The following is a 21922-nucleotide window of genomic DNA, read 5'->3' on the forward strand; positions in this document are numbered from 1 at the left end:
CATGTTTCTTGGAAAGCTCCAAGCAGCGGAGGTTCTGGAGGGAAAGTTGATGATTGGCTGACACAAGCAATTAGAATTACAGGAGTTCCGATGTCATGGCTCCCCCATTTACGAACAATCGCTATGAAAGAGTCGTCTGGAAACCCTAGAGCGATTAACAAATGGGATAGCAACGCTAAACGAGGTACTCCTTCGAAAGGGCTTATGCAAACGATTGATCCGACTTTCAGCCGTTATAAAATTAAAGGCTATGACGATATTTATAACCCAGTGCATAACGCCATCGCAGCGATTAATTATATTAAGTCACGCTATGGCACGGTTACGAATGTTCCAGGCATTAAAAGTATGGCTGCTGGAGGGAAATATCGAGGCTATTAAAGGAGGTTTAGCCAGTGGTACAGCTTAGGCAACCGGATTTTTCAAATATTAGGAGGCTTGCTTCAACTATGCAAGCCCCTCAATCTTCTTTCCAGCCTATAACCGTTAGACGCTTAGGGGAAGATCCTCTCTCCGCTAAAGAATGGAAACAATTGATTGAAAATACGTTTATTGATATGGGAATCACGCCTACCTCCTCCCTTCTTCAAGAAGATAAACCAACTGATAATCGCTCTAAAACTCAAAAGAGATTAGATACATTAAAAGAACGCTTGGAAAAATCGGGGCATAAGGTTCCTGAGCCTGATTCTCAAGGCAGACAGGGTTTTGTAGGGAAATTGTTAAACGCTTTAGGCGCACCTGGAGGAGCCGTCACAACTTTAGTTCATGACGCAATTAAAGGAACAAACAGATCACCCCTCCAGTCACTTAAAAAAGGCTTTACAGGAGAAGATCGTAAAATAGGCTCCGATATTCTTGACGAGCTTGGCGTTAAAAACAAGGTCGCAAAAGGAGTCGGAGGGTTCTTAGCCGATGTTGTGTTAGACCCTACAACTTACTTAGGTGTCGGGCTTGCCAAGAACGTTGGTACGAAGGCTACAGAAACGGCTGCCAAAAAAGCGTTGGCTAAACACGGTCAAAAAGCTTCATCGAAGGAGTTACAGAAGATTATTGAACATGCAGTAGGCCCTGCTTCGAGAGGGGCTTCTTCTACTGCTGATCCTAGAATTGCTGCGGTCGCAAGGGAAATGGGCAGGCCTGTAAAAGTAAGGGCTAGAACGGATGGAAGATCGCCCATTTATGAACTTGGAGACGTTGCTCCCAACCTTCCAAGACAAATTAATTTAGAAGTCGGTATTCCTTTTACGAATGTTTCAAAACAGATCGCAGATCTTACTCCTGCTTTCAGGAAAGCTGGGGAAGCTTTTCGTAAAATGCCTACTTCAAATAACCCGATTATTCGTTCAATCGGACAGCTAGGTTCAAGAACGGGAAGCACGGTAAGGAATATGTTCGCTTCTTATAATCTCCCTAGTAATGTCGCTAATTTGTTCAGACAACGGCAAATGAAGATTAATGCTGGGTCAAAAATTGGGGTGCAAACGGGAATAAAGATTGATCAGATGATAGGCAGGTATAAAGGTAACGAGGAATTACATCGTGCAATTGCCATGTCGATTGAAAATCCTAGCCGAACAAGCCAATTACTCCATTCCCTTCCATCAGAACAAAGAAATTCAGTTCAAGCTGCAATGAACTTAGCTAAAAAAGAATTAGACGAAATTGCGAAACGTGAAGTAGCTGCTGGCGTAATGGACGCTGATAAAGTAAGGGACTTTTACTTCTCTCACCTTCTTTCTGGAGATAAACGAGCATTAGACGAAGCGAGGAGAACGCTATCTTCTACACAGCCTAACCAATTACGGTCAATCGGCACTTTCCAACAAGCAAGAACGATGGAAACATTAGAGGAGTTGGAAAAGTTTGTCGAAATGTTCAATCGCTCGAATCCTGGATTAAAGGATATTGAAGTGAACTACAATATTGGTCAAGTTGTTGCAACTCGCAGAATTGCGTCTGAAACATTAATTCAAAATAAAAAGCTTGTCGATAACATCAAGAAATTGGGAACTGATTATGTACGTCCTTTAAAGAAAAACAGTATCCCAGATCCAGGCTTTACGAAACTGGAAGGAGTTAGTAAAGACTTAGAAAACTTCGCCATTAGTAACGATGTCGCTAAGTTTTTGCAGGAATGGAACAATATCACAAAACCAGGCGGATCTTTAAATAATCTTGTTGAAATTTGGGATACTGCTATGCGGATATTCAAAACTTCAGCAACAGCGACTCCTGGGTTCCACGTTCGTAACTTCTTGGGGTCAATATGGAATAACTGGATAATGGGCGTAAAAAACCCAAGAGATTATATCAATGCTGCGGATATGATTTTAGTTGGAAAAGCAAGACGGCTTGATAAAAATATGGAAGCAATTAACCGCATTCGTATTGATTTACCTAACGGTCATTCTTTATCTGGAGAAGAGATATTGAGGCTTGCAAATCAATATGATCTTCTTCATGCAGGCTGGATGGGTGATTTAGGCTCTATGTCTGTAAAAGAGATTGGAAAAAGTTCTGGACTAAGAAAAGCTGCAAGGCTCGGTCATGTGAGAGAGTTTGGTGAAGCGTCTGAGGACGTGGCAAGGCTTGCTGGATTTATGGATCAATTAAGAAAAACAGGCGATCCTTACGCTTCTGCCTTAAACGTAAAGAAACATTTATTCGATTACTCTGAGCTGTCAAACTTTGAAAAGAAATGGCTACGAAGAGTTATTCCTTTCTATACGTGGAGCCGTAAAAATATCCCTCTCCAGTTAGAGGCGTTAATTACTCGTCCTGGAATGTATACAGGGCTAGCCCATGCTCAAGATGAAGGTGCGGAGTTTTCTGGAATTGACATCGAAGAAATGCCTGATTGGTTGGCTAATTCCGCGATGGTTCCTTTAGGGAATACGGAAGAAGGATATACTAGGTATCTTAACCAATTCGCCCTTCCAGCGAACGATATTATGGAGATTTTACGAGGAGCAAGCAGTCCTCAAGATTTCTTGAAATATATGATGCAGCAGACGGCTCCGTTCGTAAGAGGCCCAATCGAATACTCACAAAACAAGCAATTCTTTACTGGGCAGCCGATAGACAGAGACGCTGAATTATCTGGAGAGAATGTAAGCGGTGAAGCATTTATTAATTACCTCTTCCAGCAAAGCGGTTTACCGTATAACTTGTATCGCTCATTAACCGATTCAAGAGAAATAACGGATGTCGTAAACCCTCCGAACCCTGAAGATGCTAGACCGGAAGACGCATTTATCGCACGTAACTTAGCTCCGTTCGATCCGAAAGAACCGTTAGGGTTTGCCGGAATGTTCGGGGAGTATAACCCAGAATACTGGTTGGAGGAAGCTCTTCCATACCGACACGCCCAGCAACTCCAAGGAGAAATACGCAGGCTAACGAGAAAAGGCGAAACAGTGTATACGAAAACGGAGATTGATCAAGCAGAAGAACTTGGCTTAACTCCTGAACAAGTGCGTTTGTTTAGACAGTTGCTCGATGATATGGGCGAACGAAAAACGAAGAAAAACATCCTTGAATTAGCGGAAAATCAGTAATTTATGTAAAAATTGACCCCTTAAAATTGCTTTTAAGGGGTTTGTTTTTTGCTCCGAATGGTATTATACCTGTTCTTTTTGTTTGATCGGTAGCGGAAAGTTGCCTTCAAGTACCATTAGTCCAAGTATGGCGTATCCAGCCATATCTCTTAACGTGTCCTCAACACTTTCATCCACTTCAGGCTCGGATTTAAGCTGCGTTAGATTGATAAGCCGTTCCAGTTTATCTGATATACGAATTACGATTCCGTCCATTCCAAATCGTGAAATAGCGTTCGGCCCGTAATCAATTTGTTTTCGAATCAGTGTGTCAGCGAGTTCAGTAATATGATCCATTACGGCATCTTGGAAATATTTAGTCTGCTTTCTTCTCGACATCTTCAGTTTCCTCCTCTTCTTTTGTAAGGGTTGTTTGATCGTTAAACAACGTGATTTTGGCTAATTCCAACACTCCGACGGCTTCTACAAATGTCGGATTTCCAACTGCATTTACATCAAACTTCTTGTTCTCATGATCCCATGTGATGACTAAATGCTTTTCCACTTTAACCCTCCTCAGTAATCTTTGGGTACGGTAAATTCAACTTTCTTTTTCTCATAGTATTCAATTTTAAATTCTAGGTTTTCTTGTCTAAATTTGCCGAAAGTAACTTCGATACCGCCTTCAAAGATTAACGTAATGATTCCCTGTCCGACACGTATTTCTTCAACTTTCTTTCCTCCAATTCTTCTTTCAAGCGCGTCATGAAGGTATAAAGACATGTAATTCCCTCCTCACTTTCCGAAACGTACTCTATACAGACCGTGCCGTATTGCGTCTCTTGCGTGGCCGTTCGTAACATAGACGTTCATTTTACGGAGCCGTTCATCTGGGAAAGGCTGCTTGTTCGATGCAGGCTGCATGATTACGGGAAGTTCTCTATTCCATGCCCAGTGTTTTAATACTCCAATGATTTCGGGTGTTTCAAAGTCGCTCCAGAATTGCTGTTTCGCTTTCCACGGGTAAAGCCTAAATGATTCAATCACTAATTCATCTGGAGAGTAATAATCTATTAAATAAAACATTCTCTCTATCGCTTCCGGAATATTCATAAAAACTCCTGAAAGATGAAGCTCTTCGCCCTCAAAAAATGCGAATCCGTTGCTTTTCCCAGGATCAATCGCTACGATTCGCTTATGATTTTCCTGTACTCCCGAAGCCGCCTTCACCACGTTCACTTCCTTTTAGCTGTTTCACGTATTCCACATTGACTGGCTGTAGCGGGACGATTAGCATTTGCGCTACTCTGTCTCCAGCGAATACGGTCTGGTTTCCAGACAACGAAACCATAATCAGGCCAACCTCTCCCCGGTAACCACTGTCAATTACGCCTACCGAGTTAGCGAGCGTGATTCCTTTCATTCCCAGGCTGGAACGAATCATGACAAGACCGACATGGTTTTTCGGGATTTCAACAAAGACATTTGTTTTGACTAATTTTGGCTTTCCTTCAATCAATGTCACTTCTTCTTTTGCCCTTAAATCGAATCCTGCGTCATCATCATGCTGCCTCTCGAAATCTTCGGGTTTTGCTTTTACTCGTAATCTTCTAGCTTTGCTCATATTTCATTCCTCCTATTAATCTTCTAATTTAAAAGTTGAGTACAAAACAAACCAAGCCATCGCTATAACAATGATTAATTTAATAATGAATTCCATTGCTTGAGCCAACTTATTTCCCCCTGTCATAAATAACGACCATACTTGGAAAGGGGGCTGAATTTTTTGCTCCTCCGAATTTCAGCCTTCCTTTGATAAATCGAATGGCTGCATTTCCGTAAATATAGTCGTGAAACCAACGGGTATCTGTTCTAGCTGGAAGAAGGCATACGACTGTCGTACCTTTAAGGGATTCTTCGTAAGCTTTCCTTACCCAGTCTTTGATTTCTCTCCCGTATGGGGGATTCATAAAAACGGTTTCCCCACTCCAATCTTGCAAAAGTCCGTTGTCCTCTTTGGTAAAGTATTTGTCGCATTTTGCGTTCGTATGGCTGGCGCACGGGTCTAGGGTGAAGTTAAATTCTTTATCCAGTTCGTCAAAAAAGTCTTGTGGAGTTTCCCAGTCAGATGATCGGCTTGAGAAATGAACCGCCAGTTTACTCATGTTGCTTCACCAACGCTTTTACGGATTCTGGGAAGTGTGGTTCGACTAATTCATAGACCCCTTTGGCGTATTGAGTAATTTCGTTCTGTGCGTCAGATGCTAAACGCTCGTTTAGGAAGTGGCAAATGCTCTGTAGTGATGCTGTCCACCTCCAGCGAACATACAGACTGTAGGCAGGGAGGAAAAGGCGTGCTTGCTCTGCGCATATACCTTGTTCAATGGCAAAGTTATATAATGCTTCTCCCTTTCTAATGTGATTTTCCATTTCGTTCATAAGCATGTTTCCAATTAACGGGTCAACGGGTTTTCCTGATCCTTGTTTGGAGTTTTCTGGAGCAGAACGCCACTCCTCTTTTCCAGGAACATAGAATGTCGGTTCTTCAGTAATATACCTTCTGCTCGATTCGTTCCATCCGTCCATAGCGTGATCGCTTCCGACGATATATTTAAACCATTGCCTAGCTACCATCAGGGGCGCGTATATTTCAAAAGAAGCGAAGGCGTGGCGAAAGGGGCTGGTATGCCCTTCCCTAGCCAAAAATTGAATGAGACGCTTATCTCTGTCGTCTATCCTTCCGCTTTCTTTGTCGAAAGAAACTCTTGCAGCATTGACTACGCTCAAATCAGATCCCATTGGCTCAATCAAACGGACATACCCTTTATCTAAAACCGTTATTTTATTGGACATACTCCACCTTCACACTCCCCTATAACATCTTCTTCGCTTTCCTGGTCGGCAAGAATTGTTCCGTTCATAACTTCCCAAGGCTTGGCGGTTATTTTGGAAGCCATTTCCTTATACTCTTCTTCCGAAATCTCCTCATATGGCATTTGCGGATAGGTTTCTGTTGCATGAGGAAGCAGGCTTGTTGATTTAAGGACAGTTGAGTACCTGTTTAAAACGTCTGCAATTTCTTCTACAATTTGTTTCTCTTCACGAGGATTCGGCTCCAGAACTGGGTAGCCAAATTTATCTTGAAGCTGCGTTCCGTCTGAAAAGTATACAGGCTTAGGCAATGCTTTCTTGAATGATAATGTCGCACTTACAGCGTTGTCGCTCCAAAATGTTTGCAGTAGTGCTTGAATAGCTGCCTGCTCATGCAAAGGCACGTCTCCAGCAGATTGAAATTTCTCATGTTCCGCGATCGGGGCTTTGACTGGGAAGGAAAATACGACTGTGTTTTCGTCATAAACAGGGTTTCCTTTTTCATCAAAACCTTTAATTGCTTGTTCTTTTGGATAGCCGCATTCTTCAAGAACAGGTACTAAAGGAGCGTTTGCGGCAAAGCGAACTCGTCTCACCATGTATTTTGACCAATGGAAGTGCTGCCCTGGGCTTACTCCCATAAGGATTGATACTGTTCCAGAAGGCTTTACGGTTGTAAGTTTGATAGATTCATTCGCCCCTAGATCTTTCGCTTGAGCGATATTGGATTCTTTGACGTGGTTGTAAAGAGCGTCCAGGCTCTTCGTAACTTCTTTGTTAAAAATTGGATCGCCGTTGTCGTTAAAGCCTAAGATCGCACGGTCTCCAAACTTCATGAGTACCCAGTCTGTAATGCCTGTAATGCCGATTCCTAAGCGTCTATGACGTTCCACAATCTCTCTTGTTACTTCCCATTCGTAAGGACGGAAAGTCACACGGTATGCGTACCTTGCAGCCATATACGCTGCTTCTTCATACAAGAAGTCCGTTTCCACTCCAGCTTCAATGAGTTCATGGATTCTAGGAAGATTGATTTCAAACAAGTTACAAGGACTTCCATTCGGCAGTGTGACCTCTCCGCAAGGATTGAAGCCTTCTACTTCTTCATCAACCCCTTCCTGCTTGCCGTCTGCGATTCTTCCGTAATCCTTGGCGAGAGCAACGTTTACAACGCCAGGCTCCCCATTGTAGTAAATATTTTCAGCTATTTTCTTAAACTGAATTGACGTGGTATTAAATGAAATATCAACGCTGTTGTTGCTTGCCCATCGCCACTGGGAAGCAGCTTGATTCTCTTCCAGTTCATAGTTCTTTGATTGGATAAATTGTTGGTCGTCTTGGTCTCCGATAAGAATTAAGGCGGTTCTTCTTACGTTCCCAGCTACGACACAAGTGCCGATAAGCTGAATAATGTCCCCCCATTCTGTCGGGGTTAATTTTCTTCCGACTCTTCTATTGAGTATGCGGTTAACTTTCGTTAACATTTCAACAAGTGGTGCTGGGCCAGAAGCTGTTCCGCCAAAGCCTCTAATCGGGGCTCCTTTTGGGCGTACTTTGGAAACGTCAATGGCTAGTGAATCCTTACCTTCAAAATGTGCGTCAATAACAATACGTAAAGCGTTTGCCCATCCTTCGCGTGAATCAGGTACGACAAACGAACTCTCTAAGTCACGCACTTGTTTTCCGGTAAGGTCTAACGTCTTCTTATGAACGCCGCATTTTAAAGCCAGCAACTCTTCTACATCTTCGTGATGGGCATTTACATAAAATTTAAGTTCAGTTGAGTTTTTGACCTCTGGCATTAATCCGGTATTCTTGATTTGTATATTATCGCCCACGCCTCCGCCTTTCATTGCTTGATCAAACGTGAAAACGGCTGGAAAACTAGGCAGCGGTTTATTTGATTTCACTCCCAGGGGATTTACTTTCCCGTATGCTTGAGGGCGCATCGAGATAAACCAGCAGTTATTTTCTGCGTCTCCTACCCGATTGGCGTACTCTGTGCCGGACATCCACATTCCTCTTCCTGGAGGAAGGATAACGAGATTAAAAGCCATGTGGTAAAAGCGTTCCATTTCTTGCCGAAGCTGTCTTTTCTTTGAAAATGTAAATTTGCCAAGCTTGACAAGCCTTTGTGCTTCAATATTAAAGTTTCCTTCTGTAAAACGTCTTACGGTTTCCCACCAATCTTCGAGTGTGCCGTCCTGTTTTGTGCGTGCGTAAGTTCTTAAGTAAATGATATACCCTAGTCCATCAAACCCCCATTTCGGCTGCTTCCCTTTGTACTGTGACAAAAATTCATCAGATAATTTCATGTATTGCATGTTTAATCCTCCTAAGCGGTTTGCTTTTTATCTTGACCTCTCCAAGGTAAAGGTTCTGCCCATGAAGTAGAAGAATATTCAATGCCTACTTCAATAGGAAGCTTGAACGTTGGAAAGTAAGTCATCTGTTCTTTCAAGAGCGGGATAAGGTGCTGCTCCCCGTCCGCAATTTCAAAGATAAGTTCGTCATGTACCATGAGGACGATGCGGCTTTTGTATCCTTGAAGCAGCTTCTCGCATCTGTCAATTGCGGTTTTAATCATATCGGCTCCTGTGCCTTGGATAAGGTAGTTGGCAAGAGCGTATTCCCTGCCTTCTACTCCCCAGTACACTCTTCCGAATTTATTGATCACGTATCTGCCTGGCCTGCGTTGGGCAGTGTTTTGAACGGCTCTCATAAAGGCTTCGATTCTAGGATAGGTTAGAAAGAAGTTTCGGATATATTGCCTTGCTGTTTCAATGTCGATCTTTAGATTCTTTGAAAGGGTGCTGGCTCCGATGCCGTAGAAAATCCCAAACGTTGTCGCTTTTGCCATGCTTCTGATTTTTTGAAACTCAGGCGGCTGTTCGTCCTTTGGAACGCCGGGAAGGTAAACTTCTTTCGCTCTTGGATCGATGGACAATGCTGTCTTTGTGTGAAGATCTTCTTTATTTAAAATGGCTTGGATCAAGTTTTCGTCCCCGCTGTATTCAGCCATGATAATAACTTCCATCTGGGAATAGTCCATAAACACAAAACTATAGCCATTGGAGGGAATGAACGCTCTTCTAACATTCAGCTTTTCACCTAAGTTGTGGTTAGGAATATTTTGAAGGTTCGGGTCTGAACTTGAAAATCTTCCTGTTACGGGCCCGGCAACATTGAAGTTGGCGTGAATGGTTCCTCCCGTTCGTTTCGCTCTTTCGTAAATCGGTTTAAAGTAGGTTCCAACGATTTTTCCATGCTTGCGGTACTCGACAATTTTCGACGCTAATGGATCTTGGGCTGCAATTCCTTCTAATGTTTCCTCGTCTGTTGCTTTGATGGGCAATCCACGTTCATGAAAGATTCCAAGAATTTGTTTCGGTGAGTTCGTGTTAAGTTCTCTTCCAGCTATGGTGTGTATCTCTTGCTCCAGTTCTTTGAGTTTAAGCTCTCCGTACTCGATTCCTTCTTCTAGATAAGGCAAGTCAACAGACATTCCTCGCCTTTCCCAGTTGTAGACGTAGGAAATGGTTTGCATATCTCGCTCGTAAGCGTTCGTTAGATTATTGCTTTTAATAATGGGTCTAAATTTATTAAACAACGCTAGCGTGTGCCTTACGTCTCCAGTGGCGTATTTTTCCATAATTTCTAACGGAACGTCTTCATATGTGACGTTTAGGTCAACGGATTTTTCAATCTCTAACACTTCTGGAGGAAGAGGGATGTTTTCTTTTTTCCAGTTGTCATACGCTTTTCGTGTGTAGCCTGCTTTTCTCAATTCGGTTGTAAGCTGTTTACTTCTTCTTGTTTTCTCTTGTTTCATCCATTTTCTTAACGCTTTGTCGGCTTCTCCAGCTTTCTGGTCAATTAAATGTGTCGCAAGATCGTCAAGGGCGATAGATTCGTTACCGGATAAAAGAAGTCTCGCCATGACTTGGGAATCATGTACTTTTCCAGCTACTTTAATTCCTAGATTCTCTAAAAAGTGAGTGTCAAATTTAGCATTATGCAGGACTTTCTCGCTTGAAGGGTCTTCTATAATCTCAGCAACTTCCCGAGAAAATTGTACGGGGAAGGCATAGTTATCGCCCCATCCCCAGCCTACTTGAATGAGAAACGCTTCATGTGTGTCCCACTGTAGCCCTGTTGTCTCTGTGTCAATCGCCACATATTTGGGCTTATCTGTGTGGTACTTTTCTAAAACATCAAGAGCTTCTTTGGCAGTTAGAACGTAATTGCTCATTGATTAAATCACACTCCTCAGATGTTACGAGAAATTGTTCATGCCTTTCTCCATTCGGATAATAGTAAACGGCGTTTGGCTCACGTTTTTCAATGAGTTTGAACAGTTCTCTTTTCTCTGACGTATTTTCCGTAACGACAAACCATTTCAAACGTGCGCCTTTAAATACTTTCATTTCAACCCTCCTAGAAAGTTTGTGGAATGTTGCCTAGTCTAGGCTCCAATTCTTGGTAGAAAGCCTTCGTGAATTTGAAATGCCTAGCGTCATCTGTACGAACGTATCCTTTCGTGTAAAGCCAGCCTAAAACGTTCCTGTTTTCCAGTTTTCTTTCAAGACTGATGTCGTACATACCGCTAGTTAACATGTCTTTAAACAAACGGTCTTGTATAAGAAGTTGGTATACTTGGGCTTCTGCTACTTGCTCAATTGTTTTTTCTGTGTCAGGAGTTTCTTCTGCTTCTTCAATGATTCTGGCTTTCTGTCTCATTTGAATGGACTGTATATACTCGCCGTACTCCATCTTTCCGTATTGGTTTTCAAGGAACTGTTTCACAAATTGAACGTGTTCTGGGGTGATGAATAAGTTCTCCCCGTCCGCTGTTGAGTACGTTCTTGCAGCAGCGGCTGCGGAAAGTCTCATGATCCGTTCTGTCGTTCTCTCTCCGGAGTTAATAAGCTCAATATCGCTATCAGCGTGCCAATACGTTCTTCGTAATTGATCTGAAATAAGCCTGATTTCTTTTACAGCGTCTTTCGTGAATTTAATTTGATCTGGCCTTCTCGTCCAAGCCCATAAAATAAGAGATCGGCAAAGTTCTTTTGTGTAAACAGGATCTTCTTTATCGGCTGGAGGGAAAGTAAATTCAGGCTTGTCGTCGACTTGTAAAATGAGGACAGCAAAGTCTAGGCGGTCTTGCGATCCTCTATCTGGGAAAAGTTCGGGAACCATTTTAATCGGGAATTCTCCAGCGTCTCTTCCCATGTTGATTCGCTGTCCGTCTCTAGGGTTTGTGATCCAAACAAGCCTTACTCTTGCGTCTTTCTCGTATGTTCCAGCGGAAGATGAAGCTGTAATCGATCCACTGGAGCGTGATGTGTTGAGCCTTCCCATATCTTCAGCGTGAAGCTTGTTAAATTCATCAATGAATACGAGCCTTCTATCGTTCAAAGGCAAGAGTCCGTCCCTGAATATCCATTTGCCACCCATTTGTACGGTTGTAACGGTTAGTCCTCCAGGCGTTGCTGTAGCTGCGTCTTGGATTGCGCCTAAGTCGTAGTAACGCTGCATTTCCATTGCAAGCTGTGATTTTCCTTCTCCAGGATCGCCAATGACTAAAAGCTCTACCCATCCTTTGACGATACGGTTAGGTGCATTCGGGTTCGGGATTCCCAGGACGGAATGGTATACAAGGTCGTACGCGGTCACTAAGTCTTCACGTCCACGGATTCGGTATATGCTTTTATTTAACGATGAAGTGATTTCAGGAATTTTTTGAAACGGGTTCCCTTGAAATACTTTTAATCTCGCGTGAAGTTTTTCGGTCATTTTGAAGGTGTCCAAGTCATCTTGCAACGGAATCGCCTCCTCTGCAATAAACATAAGTTGGCCGTTGTTGCGGGTTTCTTGAACGGGGGTAAGCCAAAACCGAGCTTTATGTCCGCTCTTAATGCTTGAAGCTGCCTTTTCTGTTGTGACGTACCCTGCTAGTTCTCTTTTCGCTTCTGGGGTGTTTTCATCTGCGCTTTCGATAAAAATAGGAACGGCAATTTCTTGCTTTGATTCATCGCTGAATTTCCAAAAGTTGCAACGCTTTGTGTTTGTAATGTACGGAATATGCGCCATGCTGCCGATGAATTGCCTTTGTTTTTGTGGAGTTTGTTCAATTAGTTCCATAACTAATGGGTCGTTAGGTTCGATAACAACAGCTTTCTTCGCTTCGTTTAAAGGGCAGTCATGACATGCTTCAAGTCCATAGCCTTTACATTCAAGAACACTATGATGGTTCCATAAGAATTTACTGATGCCAGATTCTCCTAGTACCCGTGCTTCAACGAGATACTGTTTGTTAATATGCTTTGTTCCAATATGGCTCATTGGAAGTTCTGGAGGCGTTGGGGTTTCGATTTTTTGTGCATGTTTCATCAGCATGAGAAAGTCGTCTTTTGTCTTTTTATATTTGATGAAGTAATCTGTAACGTCTTCCCCATCTTCTAGTTGTAAATCTATATTGTAAACAACCGTATCAGGTTGGTTTATTAACGTTTTTGCTACTTTTTCTGCTCCAGTCTTTCCTGCATTGTCACTGTCATAGCAAATGTAGACTGTCTTCCCTTGAAAACTGGAAGCAAACGGTTTGAAATCTGCTGAAGATCCTCCTGTAGAAGTGACAGCAGGAATGCCTAATTGATTAAGTAGAAGTGCATCTAGTTCGCCTTCGGTTATGACGATTGTTCCTTTGTTTAAAGAGGAAACAGGGTAAAGTGTGATCGGAGACTTGGGCCAAGTAAATTTGATTTTTGTATCCCCGTCTTCCCTATACTGGGGAAGTAAATATTTTCTTCCAGAAACGATGTTTCCAGTACGATCAAAAATGGGAATTAATAAATATTTTTTGTACGTAACTACCCCTGTTAATGTATCTTTAACTGGCTCAGTAGAGACAGCGAGGCTATAGCGATAAGCGGTTTCTGCGTTTAATCCTCGCTCGTTCTGGAGGAATGTTAGCATTTCTTTGTCGTTTTGAAGCTTACTTCTACCGATAGAGATTTGTTCTTCAAACGCTCCGATTCTTTCTTGTCTGTACATTCTTTGTTCTAATTGCTTCACGCCTTTTCCAGATGCACCGCATTCAGGGTTTTTGCAAACCCACAGGCCCGAATTAAAATCTATCGCAAGTGTTTTTGATTCTAAATGATCGTGGAAAGGGCAATTAATTAAATAATTATCATTTCCTGAGTTTTCCCACTCTCCGTCTGGGAAGAGGGCTTTAAAGTCGTCAGCATACATTTTTTACTTCCATCCTCTGCTGTAAAGTTTGGAGAAGCGAACTCGCCAAATAGTTCTAATGCGGCTTGATCGTAAGCATAAGCAGCTTCTATCTCATGAAAAAAGTACCCTAAATGAATTTGTTTCCCGTTGTGCCGGATTTCAGCTACCCATTTCGCTTGAATGCCGCCTACCCAGTAAACGCCTTTAAATTTTGAAGCTTTCTTTGATTTCTTTCTTGATTTGTAATTTCGCATGTTCATATTGTTTTCAGCTCTCGTGCAGATTCTTAAATTCTTTTTTCTGTTATCAAGGCGATTGCCGTTAATATGATCGGTAACAAAGCCTTCAGGAGTCTGCATAATCTCCCTGTGCATATAAATCGTTCTTTTCTTTCCATTTTCTCGTGAGGTCCTAGCAGCATACCCTTTGTGGTAATGCCAGTTATATTGTGAAATCCGCTCGTACTCTCTCTTGTCAACGATGGCTGCTTTTCCCTGGGTTAATGTAATCAATTTCAAGATTTAGCCTCCTTAAAGAGTATAAAGAAGGCTGAGACGCTTTATTCTCAGCCTACATCTATTCAATTGAGTAGTCAATATAAAAACTGTTAAAAAGGGGTGCTTGCGTCACTAATGGCAGCCCCTTCACGATCTGCAAGCGAGTCCATTAAGTCTACTCCAATTGGGACGGAGCCTCCGATAAAGCTAACATTTTTAACAACGTTACGCTCTTTTGTTTCTCCTTGGTACGTCTGTTCTTCTACTGCAATACTCAAACGTACTCGCTTCCCTACAAAACTTGGAAACTCGTTCGTGTTGATTTCTACTTCTCCAGAATACCCGGTAACAGCTTTGTAGAACTGGCCTAGCTTCCAAAATGCTGCTTCTGTGATCACTAAGTTGTCGAAGATTTTTCGTTTTTTGTAAGGTTCTTCCGCAATGTTGTATGTTATGGAAAATCCTTCGTTTCCTGAGTTGAACGTTTTCCTTTTTACTTCAAAAACATACGCTTCATATTCGCCTTCTGGGATTGGTGTAAAACCTTCATTAATTTCGTCTAAATTCATTTTAATAACTGCCATCTTTACCTCTCCTTTATATGAATATATTCAATTGAATTTTTTCTTACGATTAATCCATTTAATAAAATAAAAGCCTCGTCTTCTGTAGAAAAGAAAGAATCATACAAGTAACTGGAAAATCTGAGTATTTCTTTATCAAGTGGCGGAGCTTCTAATTTTTCGCCGCTTTTCAGACCAACATGTAACATAATACTGCCTCCTCGCTCATGCTTTGTCTACGTTAATGGACACCACTTCCTTCGTCAGTCGAAACACTTTCTTCTTCCAATGATTCAAGTGTTTCGACTGATCCATCTTTGGTAGGGACTTTCTTTGATTTGATCCATTCTTCAATTTCTTGCCTGTCAAAGCGAATCCCTTGCCCTATTTTATAATGAGGGATGATACGCTTTTCTACCCATGAATAAATGGTTCTTGTGGATACTTGAAGTTTGTCTGCCAGTTGTTCGATATTTAACATATCGTTTCTTATCCTCCTTTTATACAGCTAAATCTTCTTTCTTTTTCTCCAGTGTGATAAGTTCAGGAAAAACCTTTTCCATTTTGTCCCATGTCGGATCTTCCATTAATTTTTCTAGTCGGTTTGTGCGGTCTTTGGCAAGCCACTTCCCTTCAAGGTCAAAGCCAATTTTTCGATCTCCTCCTTTGGATACCATATAGCCTACAATATCCATCGCCCCTGGAAGGTCGTCTTGCAGTTTTCCTGAAACATCGGGGCGCACTCTTTCTTCTCCAGTCGATTCATCTTTCAAATAGCGTTCTCTCGCAATATAAATGATGTTCGAATCGAGTGAGCGGAAGTTGCGTAGCATTCTTCTCATTCGCTCGCTAATCACGCCGTAATCTTGTTGTGACGGAGTTTCAGGACTTACTCTGCGTCTGTCTTGTGTTGCAAGAACGTGATCTTTACAAAGCTCTTGAATTTCAGTGACTGAATCTAGGACGATATTCGTAAAGGAAAGTTCGCCTTGCTGAATAAGCTGAAAAATTCCTTGCAAGTCTTCCCAAGATTCCAGTTGGAAAATACGTGTGCCGTTTTTCCTCATTTCTGCTTTTTTCTGTAAAGATGTCGTACCGTCTTCAACGTCAAGAATTAATGCGTCTTTGATTCCGTCATAAAAGGTAGTTTTTCCGACTCCTGAAGGTCCGTAAATGAGGATTTTTAAGGCTTCTGCACGTTCAGGTTGATTATTGATCCTCTCTAAAATACTCTTTAGTTCATTATTCATTATTTATGATCTCCTTTCTCATATTTAAGTTATTTACGATTTGGCTGTATAAGTTTGGGTTGTACACATGCTCCACGTACCGCTTGCTTCTAAAATCCCAATATAGGGTGCTAATTTCATCGGTTTTCTGACTTAGTATCCAAAAAGCGGTTAAATTTACGATGTCTTGCCCAACGGGAAGGAAGAAGTCTTGTTCGGGATCGTAGTTTTCCAGTTTAAGGGATAGTTCGAACGCAATTCTGTCCAGTTCTTTTGCGCTGAATCCGTGAGTCGTAAGAAAGGTAAGTTCCCCAAAACGTTGAGCATCTGAGAAATCATGTCCTCCTAAATTTGCTATATAAACTTTTGGCAATTTCTTGTCTCCTTTTTGGTTTTTATTATTTATAGAAACTAACAAGCCCTTTCCTGATTGAAAAGGCTCGCTAGAATGAGGGGTTGAGTGACGTTAACATTTGTTTCCCATCACTCATATCTTATTATATGCTATACACTATTGAGTAGTCAATATATTTATTCAGCAATTTTATATTTTTCTAACAACAGGGCGTTTGTATCCCTCCCTTCAAGTTCAGCCAAGCATAAGTCGTTAAACGGACAGTCCCATGCGCAATCTCTTGTGTCGTTGCGCGGGAAAATGTTTAATTCAACTAATGCTGATTTTAGTGCTTCGGTTTGATGAATGTCTCGTTTCGCCGCTTCGACTGCTTCATCTGTTCTTGTAACGAATTCCCTGGAAAAGAAGGTGTTTTCCTTCTCTTCCAGTTTGCTTAAAATTTCTTGATAACCACTTGGATCGTGGCCGAGTTCTTTAATCGCTTCCATGTATGAATTAAATGTAACGTTTTGGTTCAATGCTTGCGACAATTTGCCGCTTTTAAGCACTTTCGGTTTTTCTGGAACCGCTTTCTTTATGGTGTTATAAATAACTCCTTCTACTGGGATTCCAAGTTCTCTAGCCGCCCATACGTAAACACTGATTTGCTTATCCCTGATTGTGTGTTCTGTTTTTGTTTGATTCGCTGTTTTGTGTTCCATAATCCAATATTTCCCGCTGATTTCAATAATAGCGTCAAAATAGCCGATAAATTTTGTTTTACCTATGACAAGTTCAAAAGGAACTTCTACTCCCAGTATGAGGAAATTATCGTTTTCCCTCGCCCACTGGTGGTAATGTTTAATAACTGCTTCAGCAAGATTCGCTTGTTCGTGCGCTTCGTCATTATCTGGAAAGTGATGTTGGACGTAAGTTTGAAACGCTTGATGTGCGATCTTAAATGCTTCATCTTTTGAATATTTTGATTCTTTTTGTGCTTCATAATACGTTTCTAAAAATTGGTGAACAGCCCGACCGAACAGGAATTTGTCGTCATCTTTTTTCGGTCTTATTTTCTTTACATAATGGTATTCGTATTTTTTAGGACACCGAAGGAGTGTTCTTTGCTGTGAATAACTTGTCTTCTCTATTAATTCCAATGTTCGTTGTGTCATAAGGTATTTTCCTCCCTTCTGTTTGTGCGATCATTTGATAAGCCCCCTCCATCATGATCGTTTCCCCAATAGCTACCCACTCCGTTGGGTTTGAATTATCAAGCAAGTCGATGACTTTATGCAGGACATTTGAGTACGCAACATTATCTAGTTCTGAATAATTTTCCTTTGCTTTATCAATCTTTTTTAGGAGCAGTTGCTTTGAGATTTTCAATTGACATTCCCCTTTATGTTGTATTTTTCGAACATATGTTCCTTGGTTCAATTATTATAATACATTTTTATGCTGAAAGCAATTGCTCTAGGTGCTGAATATCTTCAGACAAGATTTGTCCTGCTGTAATCGCTTTTAGAATGGTTCGGTTTAAAATAACGTGGTCTAATGTATCTTTTGCGAACAACCTTACAATTTGAGCGTTCCCCTTTTGTGTGGCTCGGTGTATTCGATCCTCGGCCTGTTTATTGTCTGTATCATTCCAGGCAATGTCTGTAAAAATGATCATATCAGAAGCTGTTAAGTCTATACCCAGCCCAGCAGCTCGTATTGTGCATAAGGCGACATCGGCCTTGCCGTTTTGGAATGTTTGCTGTGATCGACGCTGCTCAAAATGGTCTTCTGCTCCAGTGATTCTCACTGTGGATATGTTGTGGGTATTTAATTTATTTTCCAAAATGTCAATCCATTGTTTAAATTCGGACATGACAACAGTTTTCTTCCCGGCAAGCTTTCTTTCCTGAAGCAGTTCCAATAAAGCAGGTAGTTTGGAGGATTCATCAGACTCAAAACCTGCTAATTTAGGCGTTAGTGTAATCTGCCTAAGCCGCATAAGCTGGGAGACGATGTTAGGCACTTCGATTTCTTCTTTCCCCAGCGAAGCAACCATAAACTTTTTCATTTCTTCATAGGCTTTACGCTGTTTAGGCGTAAGGTCTACATAGATAGTTTGATAGGTTTTATCTGGAAGGTCAGGCAGTACGTCTTTCTTTCGCCTTCTTATGGAAAATTGTTGGATTGTTTTTGTAAGTTGTGGTAAACGATCTTGGCGTACCCCGATGATTTCAGTTCCAAAGCCATTGTTCGCTAGGTTACCGTAACGGTTGATGAATTTCCAGTAGCTGCCAAATTGTTCTGGGAAGAGAAGCCGAAGGTAGCTCCATATGTCGTCAAATTGGTTCGTGATCGGCGTTCCAGTGATTAGGTGAATGTATTTTGTTTTTAATTTATAAGCGCATTTTGTTACTTTTGCTTTTCTGTTTTTCAAACGGTGGGCCTCATCGAACAACGTCATTTTATATTCAAATTTCGAGAAATAGTGTTCAAAATCCAGCCTGAATAGTTCGTAGTTGACGATCAAAACATCGGGCTGACTTATCTCCCTCCTTTCATTTGCACTTCCTTGGTACTGAACGATGTTTGGCGGCTCTCCTTTCCAGAATCGCTTGATTTCGTCTTCCCAGTGATAGCGTACCACATTCGGGCAGACGATAAGGCAGGGGATCCCCTCTAACCTGTGGATAAGTCTCACGCCAACGGGCGTTTTTCCTACTCCAGGTTCGGAGAAGTTAGCGGATCTTCCCCAGCCTGAAAAAAAGTCTAAGTCTTGCTGTTGGTATGGGTATAAATTAATTATAGTCCATTCACTCCTTTGACCTTCAATTAACTTCTACATTTTTGGATAAATCATGTTTAAAAATTGAACTGTGAATTAAAGTTGCCAATTACCATAAGACCAATATCCAACTTCTTTTCCACATTTTTTACAGACCTTTCTGTACTCTGTTGTTACATGAGTACCTAACTCTTCGACAATGAAGTCAGTATCCTCAAGGTCTGTACTTTGACAATGTACACACTTTATAGGTTCAAAATCATTTTTTGAATGGTAACCATCTTTAATCATTTGCTCAATATACTCTTCCATCATTTTTACCTTCCTTACTTCGCATTTTGTGTCTATTCTTCATTATTTTACGCCGTGCGACTGATTAGCATCTTTTTACATTTGTTATGAATACTCTATACTATAGTCATTATAGTTGTCAAGCCTTCACATAGTTAGCGTATAAAAGTAAAGCAGTTACCACTTTGTAGGCCGGAAGGTTAAGTTCTTTTGATAAGCGATCAATCGCTTTTTTGTCTTCATAATCAACCCTAGTGCTTGTTAGCGGCGTTTTCTCCACTTCCCAGGCTAATTGCTTTATGGCTGAAGAATCAACGCTCTGTAACGATTTATGAATGGCTGCTCGCTTGTCTCCTGGAAGTCCTGGAAGCTGTGCAAAGTTCACTACATATGAAGCTGTCTCACCCATTACCCTCCTTCTTATATTGCTTGGCCGAATATCCTTCTTTAAAATTAAGTAGGCGATGTCTTCATTTCTTTCAGAAATATTTATCCGTTCGGCAAATTCCATAAAGATTCTTTCGACTGATCGTTCCTTGTGGATAAACGGATAACGTACGGCCTTAACAAGTTCGGCTGGAACACGGATAGATTGGCTGGCCCGGCTATAAGGGATCGTTCCATAGTAGAACGGACTGTTTAATGCAAAGTCGCCTGTCTGCATTCGGTTCAAAATCTCCTTTGACGTATTCTTTAAAAATATAGGTGTCCGTGTTTCCCTTTCCAGTTCGTAGGCAACTAGCTTCTGGTATGTGTACCTGTCCAGTTGAATTTCTGCTGGAACAAAATGATCGGTTACTTTTATATCAGCTTTCGGAAATGTCTCGTTTACCATTTCCCCTAGCCTGTCGATCTGGAGAAGAAGTTCAAAGTTTTTGCCGCTGTCATTTAGAAAGTTCTTTAAGTCAAAATATTTTCCTTCTAACTTCGCTGTCATGTTTACCGCTTGCTGGAGAAAACCGTAAACAGGCCTTAGATTTTCATGTAGAAGCCCTTGCCTACATATCTCCCACTCTTCAGAAGAATGTGCTGGAAAGTTGAAGTAAGGAAACAGCTGCCTGTAGCTGGGAACAACAAGGGCGTTATTACATATTTTGCATTTCAATTTAACAATCCACCTTTCGAATAGTCTATTGAGTATTATAATTAATACACCATTAATACGCAATTAATACAGTATTAATACACCTACAAACCGCATAAGGACGCGGATTAATACACTTTTCAAGCCTATTGTATTAAAGATTCAGCAACCCCTCTAAAAAATTTTTAATTTTAATTTAGAATTTTCTGATAATTATATTATATAATAATGCCTCTTACTATATTATAAATAGAAGAGGCGCAAGCACACTTATCCAATTCTTATATTATACGCTAAGTTGTCAAATGTCAAGTTAATTTATGAATATTGCCGGGATTGGAAAACTCCATTTTTTTTTTTTTTTTTTTTTTTTTTTTTTTTTTTTTTTTTTTTTTTTTTTTTTTTTTTTTTTTTTTNTTTCAGAATATTCCAATACCTGTATTAAAGTAATTAAAATTTATTTTCCTATACCTCTTCAAATCTTTCATACAAGAGATTGTAAAAGTGTATTAAACCGCGTCATATCAACGTTTTCAGGTGTATTAATACTGTATTAATGTGTATTAACGTGTATTAATTTCACTCCTCAGCTGCCTTTCTTCTCCAGCCGTTCTTCTTTAAGTTCATCAATTTCTTCCTCCAGCCAACGGATTTTCCGTCTTAGGTTGCCATTTTCTGCCCTTTCCCTTTCCAGCTTCATATAAATATTCGCTATAATAAAAAATCCTATAATTAACATAGCCAAAAACATTGTCTCTAACAATGACCAATGTGATACATATCCACTAAAACGATCTAGTAATCCGGAATCAGTTGCCCATCCTCCTGTAGGCATTAATATAACCTCCTACTCTTTTTCCTCCAGTATAGCAACTGATTCCAGTATTTTCTAGTTCGGTTCTAAATTTTCAGTCTCGTCTATGACTTGCATAATCACATCCCACCCTGATTCTAATAAGACAAAGTCTAACGCTTTCCCTAGTCCGTTATCCAGTAGCTTTTGAAGGTTTTCTTTATTCGTTTTGAAGCCTTTAAATTCCAAGTAAGCGTAAACGTCTTCCTCTGTCCAACGTAATTGAGTAACGACATTATTGCTCATTTTTATCCCTCGTTTCTAAATGGGCGATCCAGTTTCTCAAAATAAATTCTGAATCGTCATAGTTGTATTCACGCAAAAATTCATCAATTGTAGTTTCGTAGTTCTTCTCCAGAAAATCAGACAGCCAATCCATTTTTACAGGGAATGTGAGTAAAGGCGTTGTTTCCATATAATCAAACCAATTTTCATAAGGTGCGTAAGTCACTAACATGATTTCATCAATCACTTTTATCCTCCTTCATTATTCTTGCTATTAATTCTTCTAGTACTATCCACACTCTGCCTTCACTATCTTCAAAAAAGACTAAACCGTCTTCTAAACTTAATCAAAACCACCCGTGTGAACGGGTGGTTTGCTCTACGGCTGAAAGCCTTTGTTACTGGCCAG

At 40.9% G+C, this 21922-nt stretch carries 26 protein-coding genes and 1 pseudogene; 2 read left to right on the forward strand and 25 right to left on the reverse strand.

All coding sequences use genetic code 11. The features are described 5' to 3' along the window. Positions 1-27: 27 nt before the first annotated feature. Both DCC39_RS19115 and DCC39_RS10310 read left to right on the forward strand, forming a co-directional pair. A pseudogene (locus DCC39_RS19115) lies at positions 28-378 on the forward strand (transglycosylase SLT domain-containing protein); the annotation flags it as partial. A gap of 17 nt (positions 379-395) precedes the next feature. Continuing rightward, positions 396-3560 carry a hypothetical protein gene (locus DCC39_RS10310; RefSeq protein ID WP_116554814.1) on the forward strand — a complete coding sequence of 1055 codons (3165 nt, stop codon included), beginning with the start codon at positions 396-398 and terminating at the stop codon, positions 3558-3560. Between the two features lie 63 nt (positions 3561-3623). Here DCC39_RS10310 and DCC39_RS10315 read toward each other — a convergent pair whose 3' ends face one another. The 25 genes from DCC39_RS10315 to DCC39_RS10435 all read right to left on the reverse strand — a co-directional run bounded on the left by DCC39_RS10315 (position 3624) and on the right by DCC39_RS10435 (position 21760). Continuing rightward, entirely contained in the window at positions 3624-3938 is a 315-nt protein-coding gene (locus DCC39_RS10315; protein WP_116554815.1) for a nucleotide modification associated domain-containing protein, read from the reverse strand. Next, positions 3916-4104 (reverse strand): FHA domain-containing protein, encoded by a 189-nt coding sequence (locus DCC39_RS10320; RefSeq protein WP_116554816.1) that lies wholly within the window; start codon positions 4102-4104, stop codon positions 3916-3918. Before DCC39_RS10320 ends, DCC39_RS10315 begins: the two co-directional genes overlap by 23 nt. A gap of 11 nt (positions 4105-4115) precedes the next feature. Further along, on the reverse strand, positions 4116-4322 hold the full coding sequence (locus tag DCC39_RS10325; protein WP_116554817.1) for a hypothetical protein: 207 nt from the start codon (positions 4320-4322) through the stop codon (positions 4116-4118). 12 nt (positions 4323-4334) lie between these two features. Then, on the reverse strand, positions 4335-4769 hold the full coding sequence (locus tag DCC39_RS10330) for a hypothetical protein (RefSeq protein ID WP_116554818.1): 435 nt from the start codon (positions 4767-4769) through the stop codon (positions 4335-4337). After that, a complete protein-coding gene (gene dut, locus DCC39_RS10335) occupies positions 4735-5163 on the reverse strand; it encodes a dUTP diphosphatase (protein ID WP_116554819.1) in 429 nt (142 codons plus the stop codon). The genes DCC39_RS10330 and dut overlap by 35 nt, the downstream gene beginning before the upstream one ends. A 109-nt stretch (positions 5164-5272) precedes the next feature. Further along, positions 5273-5695 (reverse strand): DNA N-6-adenine-methyltransferase, encoded by a 423-nt coding sequence (locus DCC39_RS10340; RefSeq protein WP_165820836.1) that lies wholly within the window; start codon positions 5693-5695, stop codon positions 5273-5275. Between the two features lies 1 nt (position 5696). Next, complete coding sequence (thyX, locus tag DCC39_RS10345; RefSeq protein ID WP_116554821.1) at positions 5697-6392, reverse strand: FAD-dependent thymidylate synthase; 696 nt, start codon at positions 6390-6392, stop codon at positions 5697-5699. Beyond that, positions 6377-8734: a ribonucleoside-triphosphate reductase, adenosylcobalamin-dependent gene (nrdJ, locus tag DCC39_RS10350; protein WP_116554822.1), complete on the reverse strand. Its 2358-nt coding sequence runs from the start codon at positions 8732-8734 to the stop codon at positions 6377-6379. The genes thyX and nrdJ overlap by 16 nt, the downstream gene beginning before the upstream one ends. Positions 8735-8745: 11 nt before the next feature. Next, the gene (locus DCC39_RS10355) at positions 8746-10662 is read right to left on the reverse strand and encodes a DNA polymerase (RefSeq protein ID WP_116554823.1); all 1917 of its coding nucleotides are present in this window, start codon (positions 10660-10662) and stop codon (positions 8746-8748) included. Further along, positions 10625-10837, reverse strand: coding sequence for a hypothetical protein (locus DCC39_RS10360; protein WP_116554824.1), 213 nt, complete (start codon positions 10835-10837; stop codon positions 10625-10627). Before DCC39_RS10360 ends, DCC39_RS10355 begins: the two co-directional genes overlap by 38 nt. A gap of 10 nt (positions 10838-10847) precedes the next feature. Continuing rightward, complete coding sequence (locus DCC39_RS10365; RefSeq protein ID WP_116554825.1) at positions 10848-13670, reverse strand: toprim domain-containing protein; 2823 nt, start codon at positions 13668-13670, stop codon at positions 10848-10850. After that, positions 13598-14170, reverse strand: a complete 573-nt coding sequence (locus DCC39_RS10370) for an HNH endonuclease (RefSeq protein ID WP_116554826.1) — start codon at positions 14168-14170, stop codon at positions 13598-13600. Before DCC39_RS10370 ends, DCC39_RS10365 begins: the two co-directional genes overlap by 73 nt. An 89-nt stretch (positions 14171-14259) precedes the next feature. Then, the gene (locus DCC39_RS10375; RefSeq protein ID WP_116554827.1) at positions 14260-14733 is read right to left on the reverse strand and encodes a DUF669 domain-containing protein; all 474 of its coding nucleotides are present in this window, start codon (positions 14731-14733) and stop codon (positions 14260-14262) included. A 2-nt stretch (positions 14734-14735) separates the two neighbouring features. Next, on the reverse strand, positions 14736-14921 hold the full coding sequence (locus tag DCC39_RS10380) for a hypothetical protein (protein WP_116554828.1): 186 nt from the start codon (positions 14919-14921) through the stop codon (positions 14736-14738). 32 nt (positions 14922-14953) lie between these two features. Next, entirely contained in the window at positions 14954-15193 is a 240-nt protein-coding gene (locus tag DCC39_RS10385) for a helix-turn-helix domain-containing protein (RefSeq protein ID WP_116554829.1), read from the reverse strand. A 19-nt stretch (positions 15194-15212) separates the two neighbouring features. Next, positions 15213-15962, reverse strand: coding sequence for an ATP-binding protein (locus DCC39_RS10390; protein WP_116554830.1), 750 nt, complete (start codon positions 15960-15962; stop codon positions 15213-15215). Further along, entirely contained in the window at positions 15955-16314 is a 360-nt protein-coding gene (locus DCC39_RS10395) for a hypothetical protein (protein WP_116554831.1), read from the reverse strand. The genes DCC39_RS10390 and DCC39_RS10395 overlap by 8 nt, the downstream gene beginning before the upstream one ends. 158 nt (positions 16315-16472) lie before the next feature. Continuing rightward, a complete protein-coding gene (locus DCC39_RS10400; protein ID WP_116554832.1) occupies positions 16473-17450 on the reverse strand; it encodes a RecB family exonuclease in 978 nt (325 codons plus the stop codon). Further along, the gene (locus tag DCC39_RS10405; protein ID WP_116554833.1) at positions 17377-17664 is read right to left on the reverse strand and encodes a hypothetical protein; all 288 of its coding nucleotides are present in this window, start codon (positions 17662-17664) and stop codon (positions 17377-17379) included. Before DCC39_RS10405 ends, DCC39_RS10400 begins: the two co-directional genes overlap by 74 nt. 67 nt (positions 17665-17731) lie before the next feature. Further along, the gene (locus DCC39_RS10410) at positions 17732-19108 is read right to left on the reverse strand and encodes a DEAD/DEAH box helicase (protein ID WP_338066550.1); all 1377 of its coding nucleotides are present in this window, start codon (positions 19106-19108) and stop codon (positions 17732-17734) included. Positions 19109-19156: 48 nt separating this feature from the next. Continuing rightward, the gene (locus tag DCC39_RS10415; protein WP_116554835.1) at positions 19157-19375 is read right to left on the reverse strand and encodes a hypothetical protein; all 219 of its coding nucleotides are present in this window, start codon (positions 19373-19375) and stop codon (positions 19157-19159) included. A gap of 115 nt (positions 19376-19490) precedes the next feature. Then, a complete protein-coding gene (locus tag DCC39_RS10420) occupies positions 19491-20456 on the reverse strand; it encodes a hypothetical protein (protein WP_116554836.1) in 966 nt (321 codons plus the stop codon). 565 nt (positions 20457-21021) lie between these two features. Beyond that, positions 21022-21270 (reverse strand): hypothetical protein, encoded by a 249-nt coding sequence (locus DCC39_RS10425; protein WP_116554837.1) that lies wholly within the window; start codon positions 21268-21270, stop codon positions 21022-21024. 54 nt (positions 21271-21324) lie between these two features. Next, a complete protein-coding gene (locus DCC39_RS10430; protein WP_116554838.1) occupies positions 21325-21534 on the reverse strand; it encodes a hypothetical protein in 210 nt (69 codons plus the stop codon). Further along, on the reverse strand, positions 21524-21760 hold the full coding sequence (locus tag DCC39_RS10435) for a hypothetical protein (protein WP_116554839.1): 237 nt from the start codon (positions 21758-21760) through the stop codon (positions 21524-21526). Before DCC39_RS10435 ends, DCC39_RS10430 begins: the two co-directional genes overlap by 11 nt. Between the last annotated feature and the right edge of the window lie 162 nt (positions 21761-21922).

The sequence above is a fragment of the Pueribacillus theae genome (assembly GCF_003097615.1).
Taxonomy (GTDB): domain Bacteria; phylum Bacillota; class Bacilli; order Bacillales; family UBA6769; genus Pueribacillus; species Pueribacillus theae.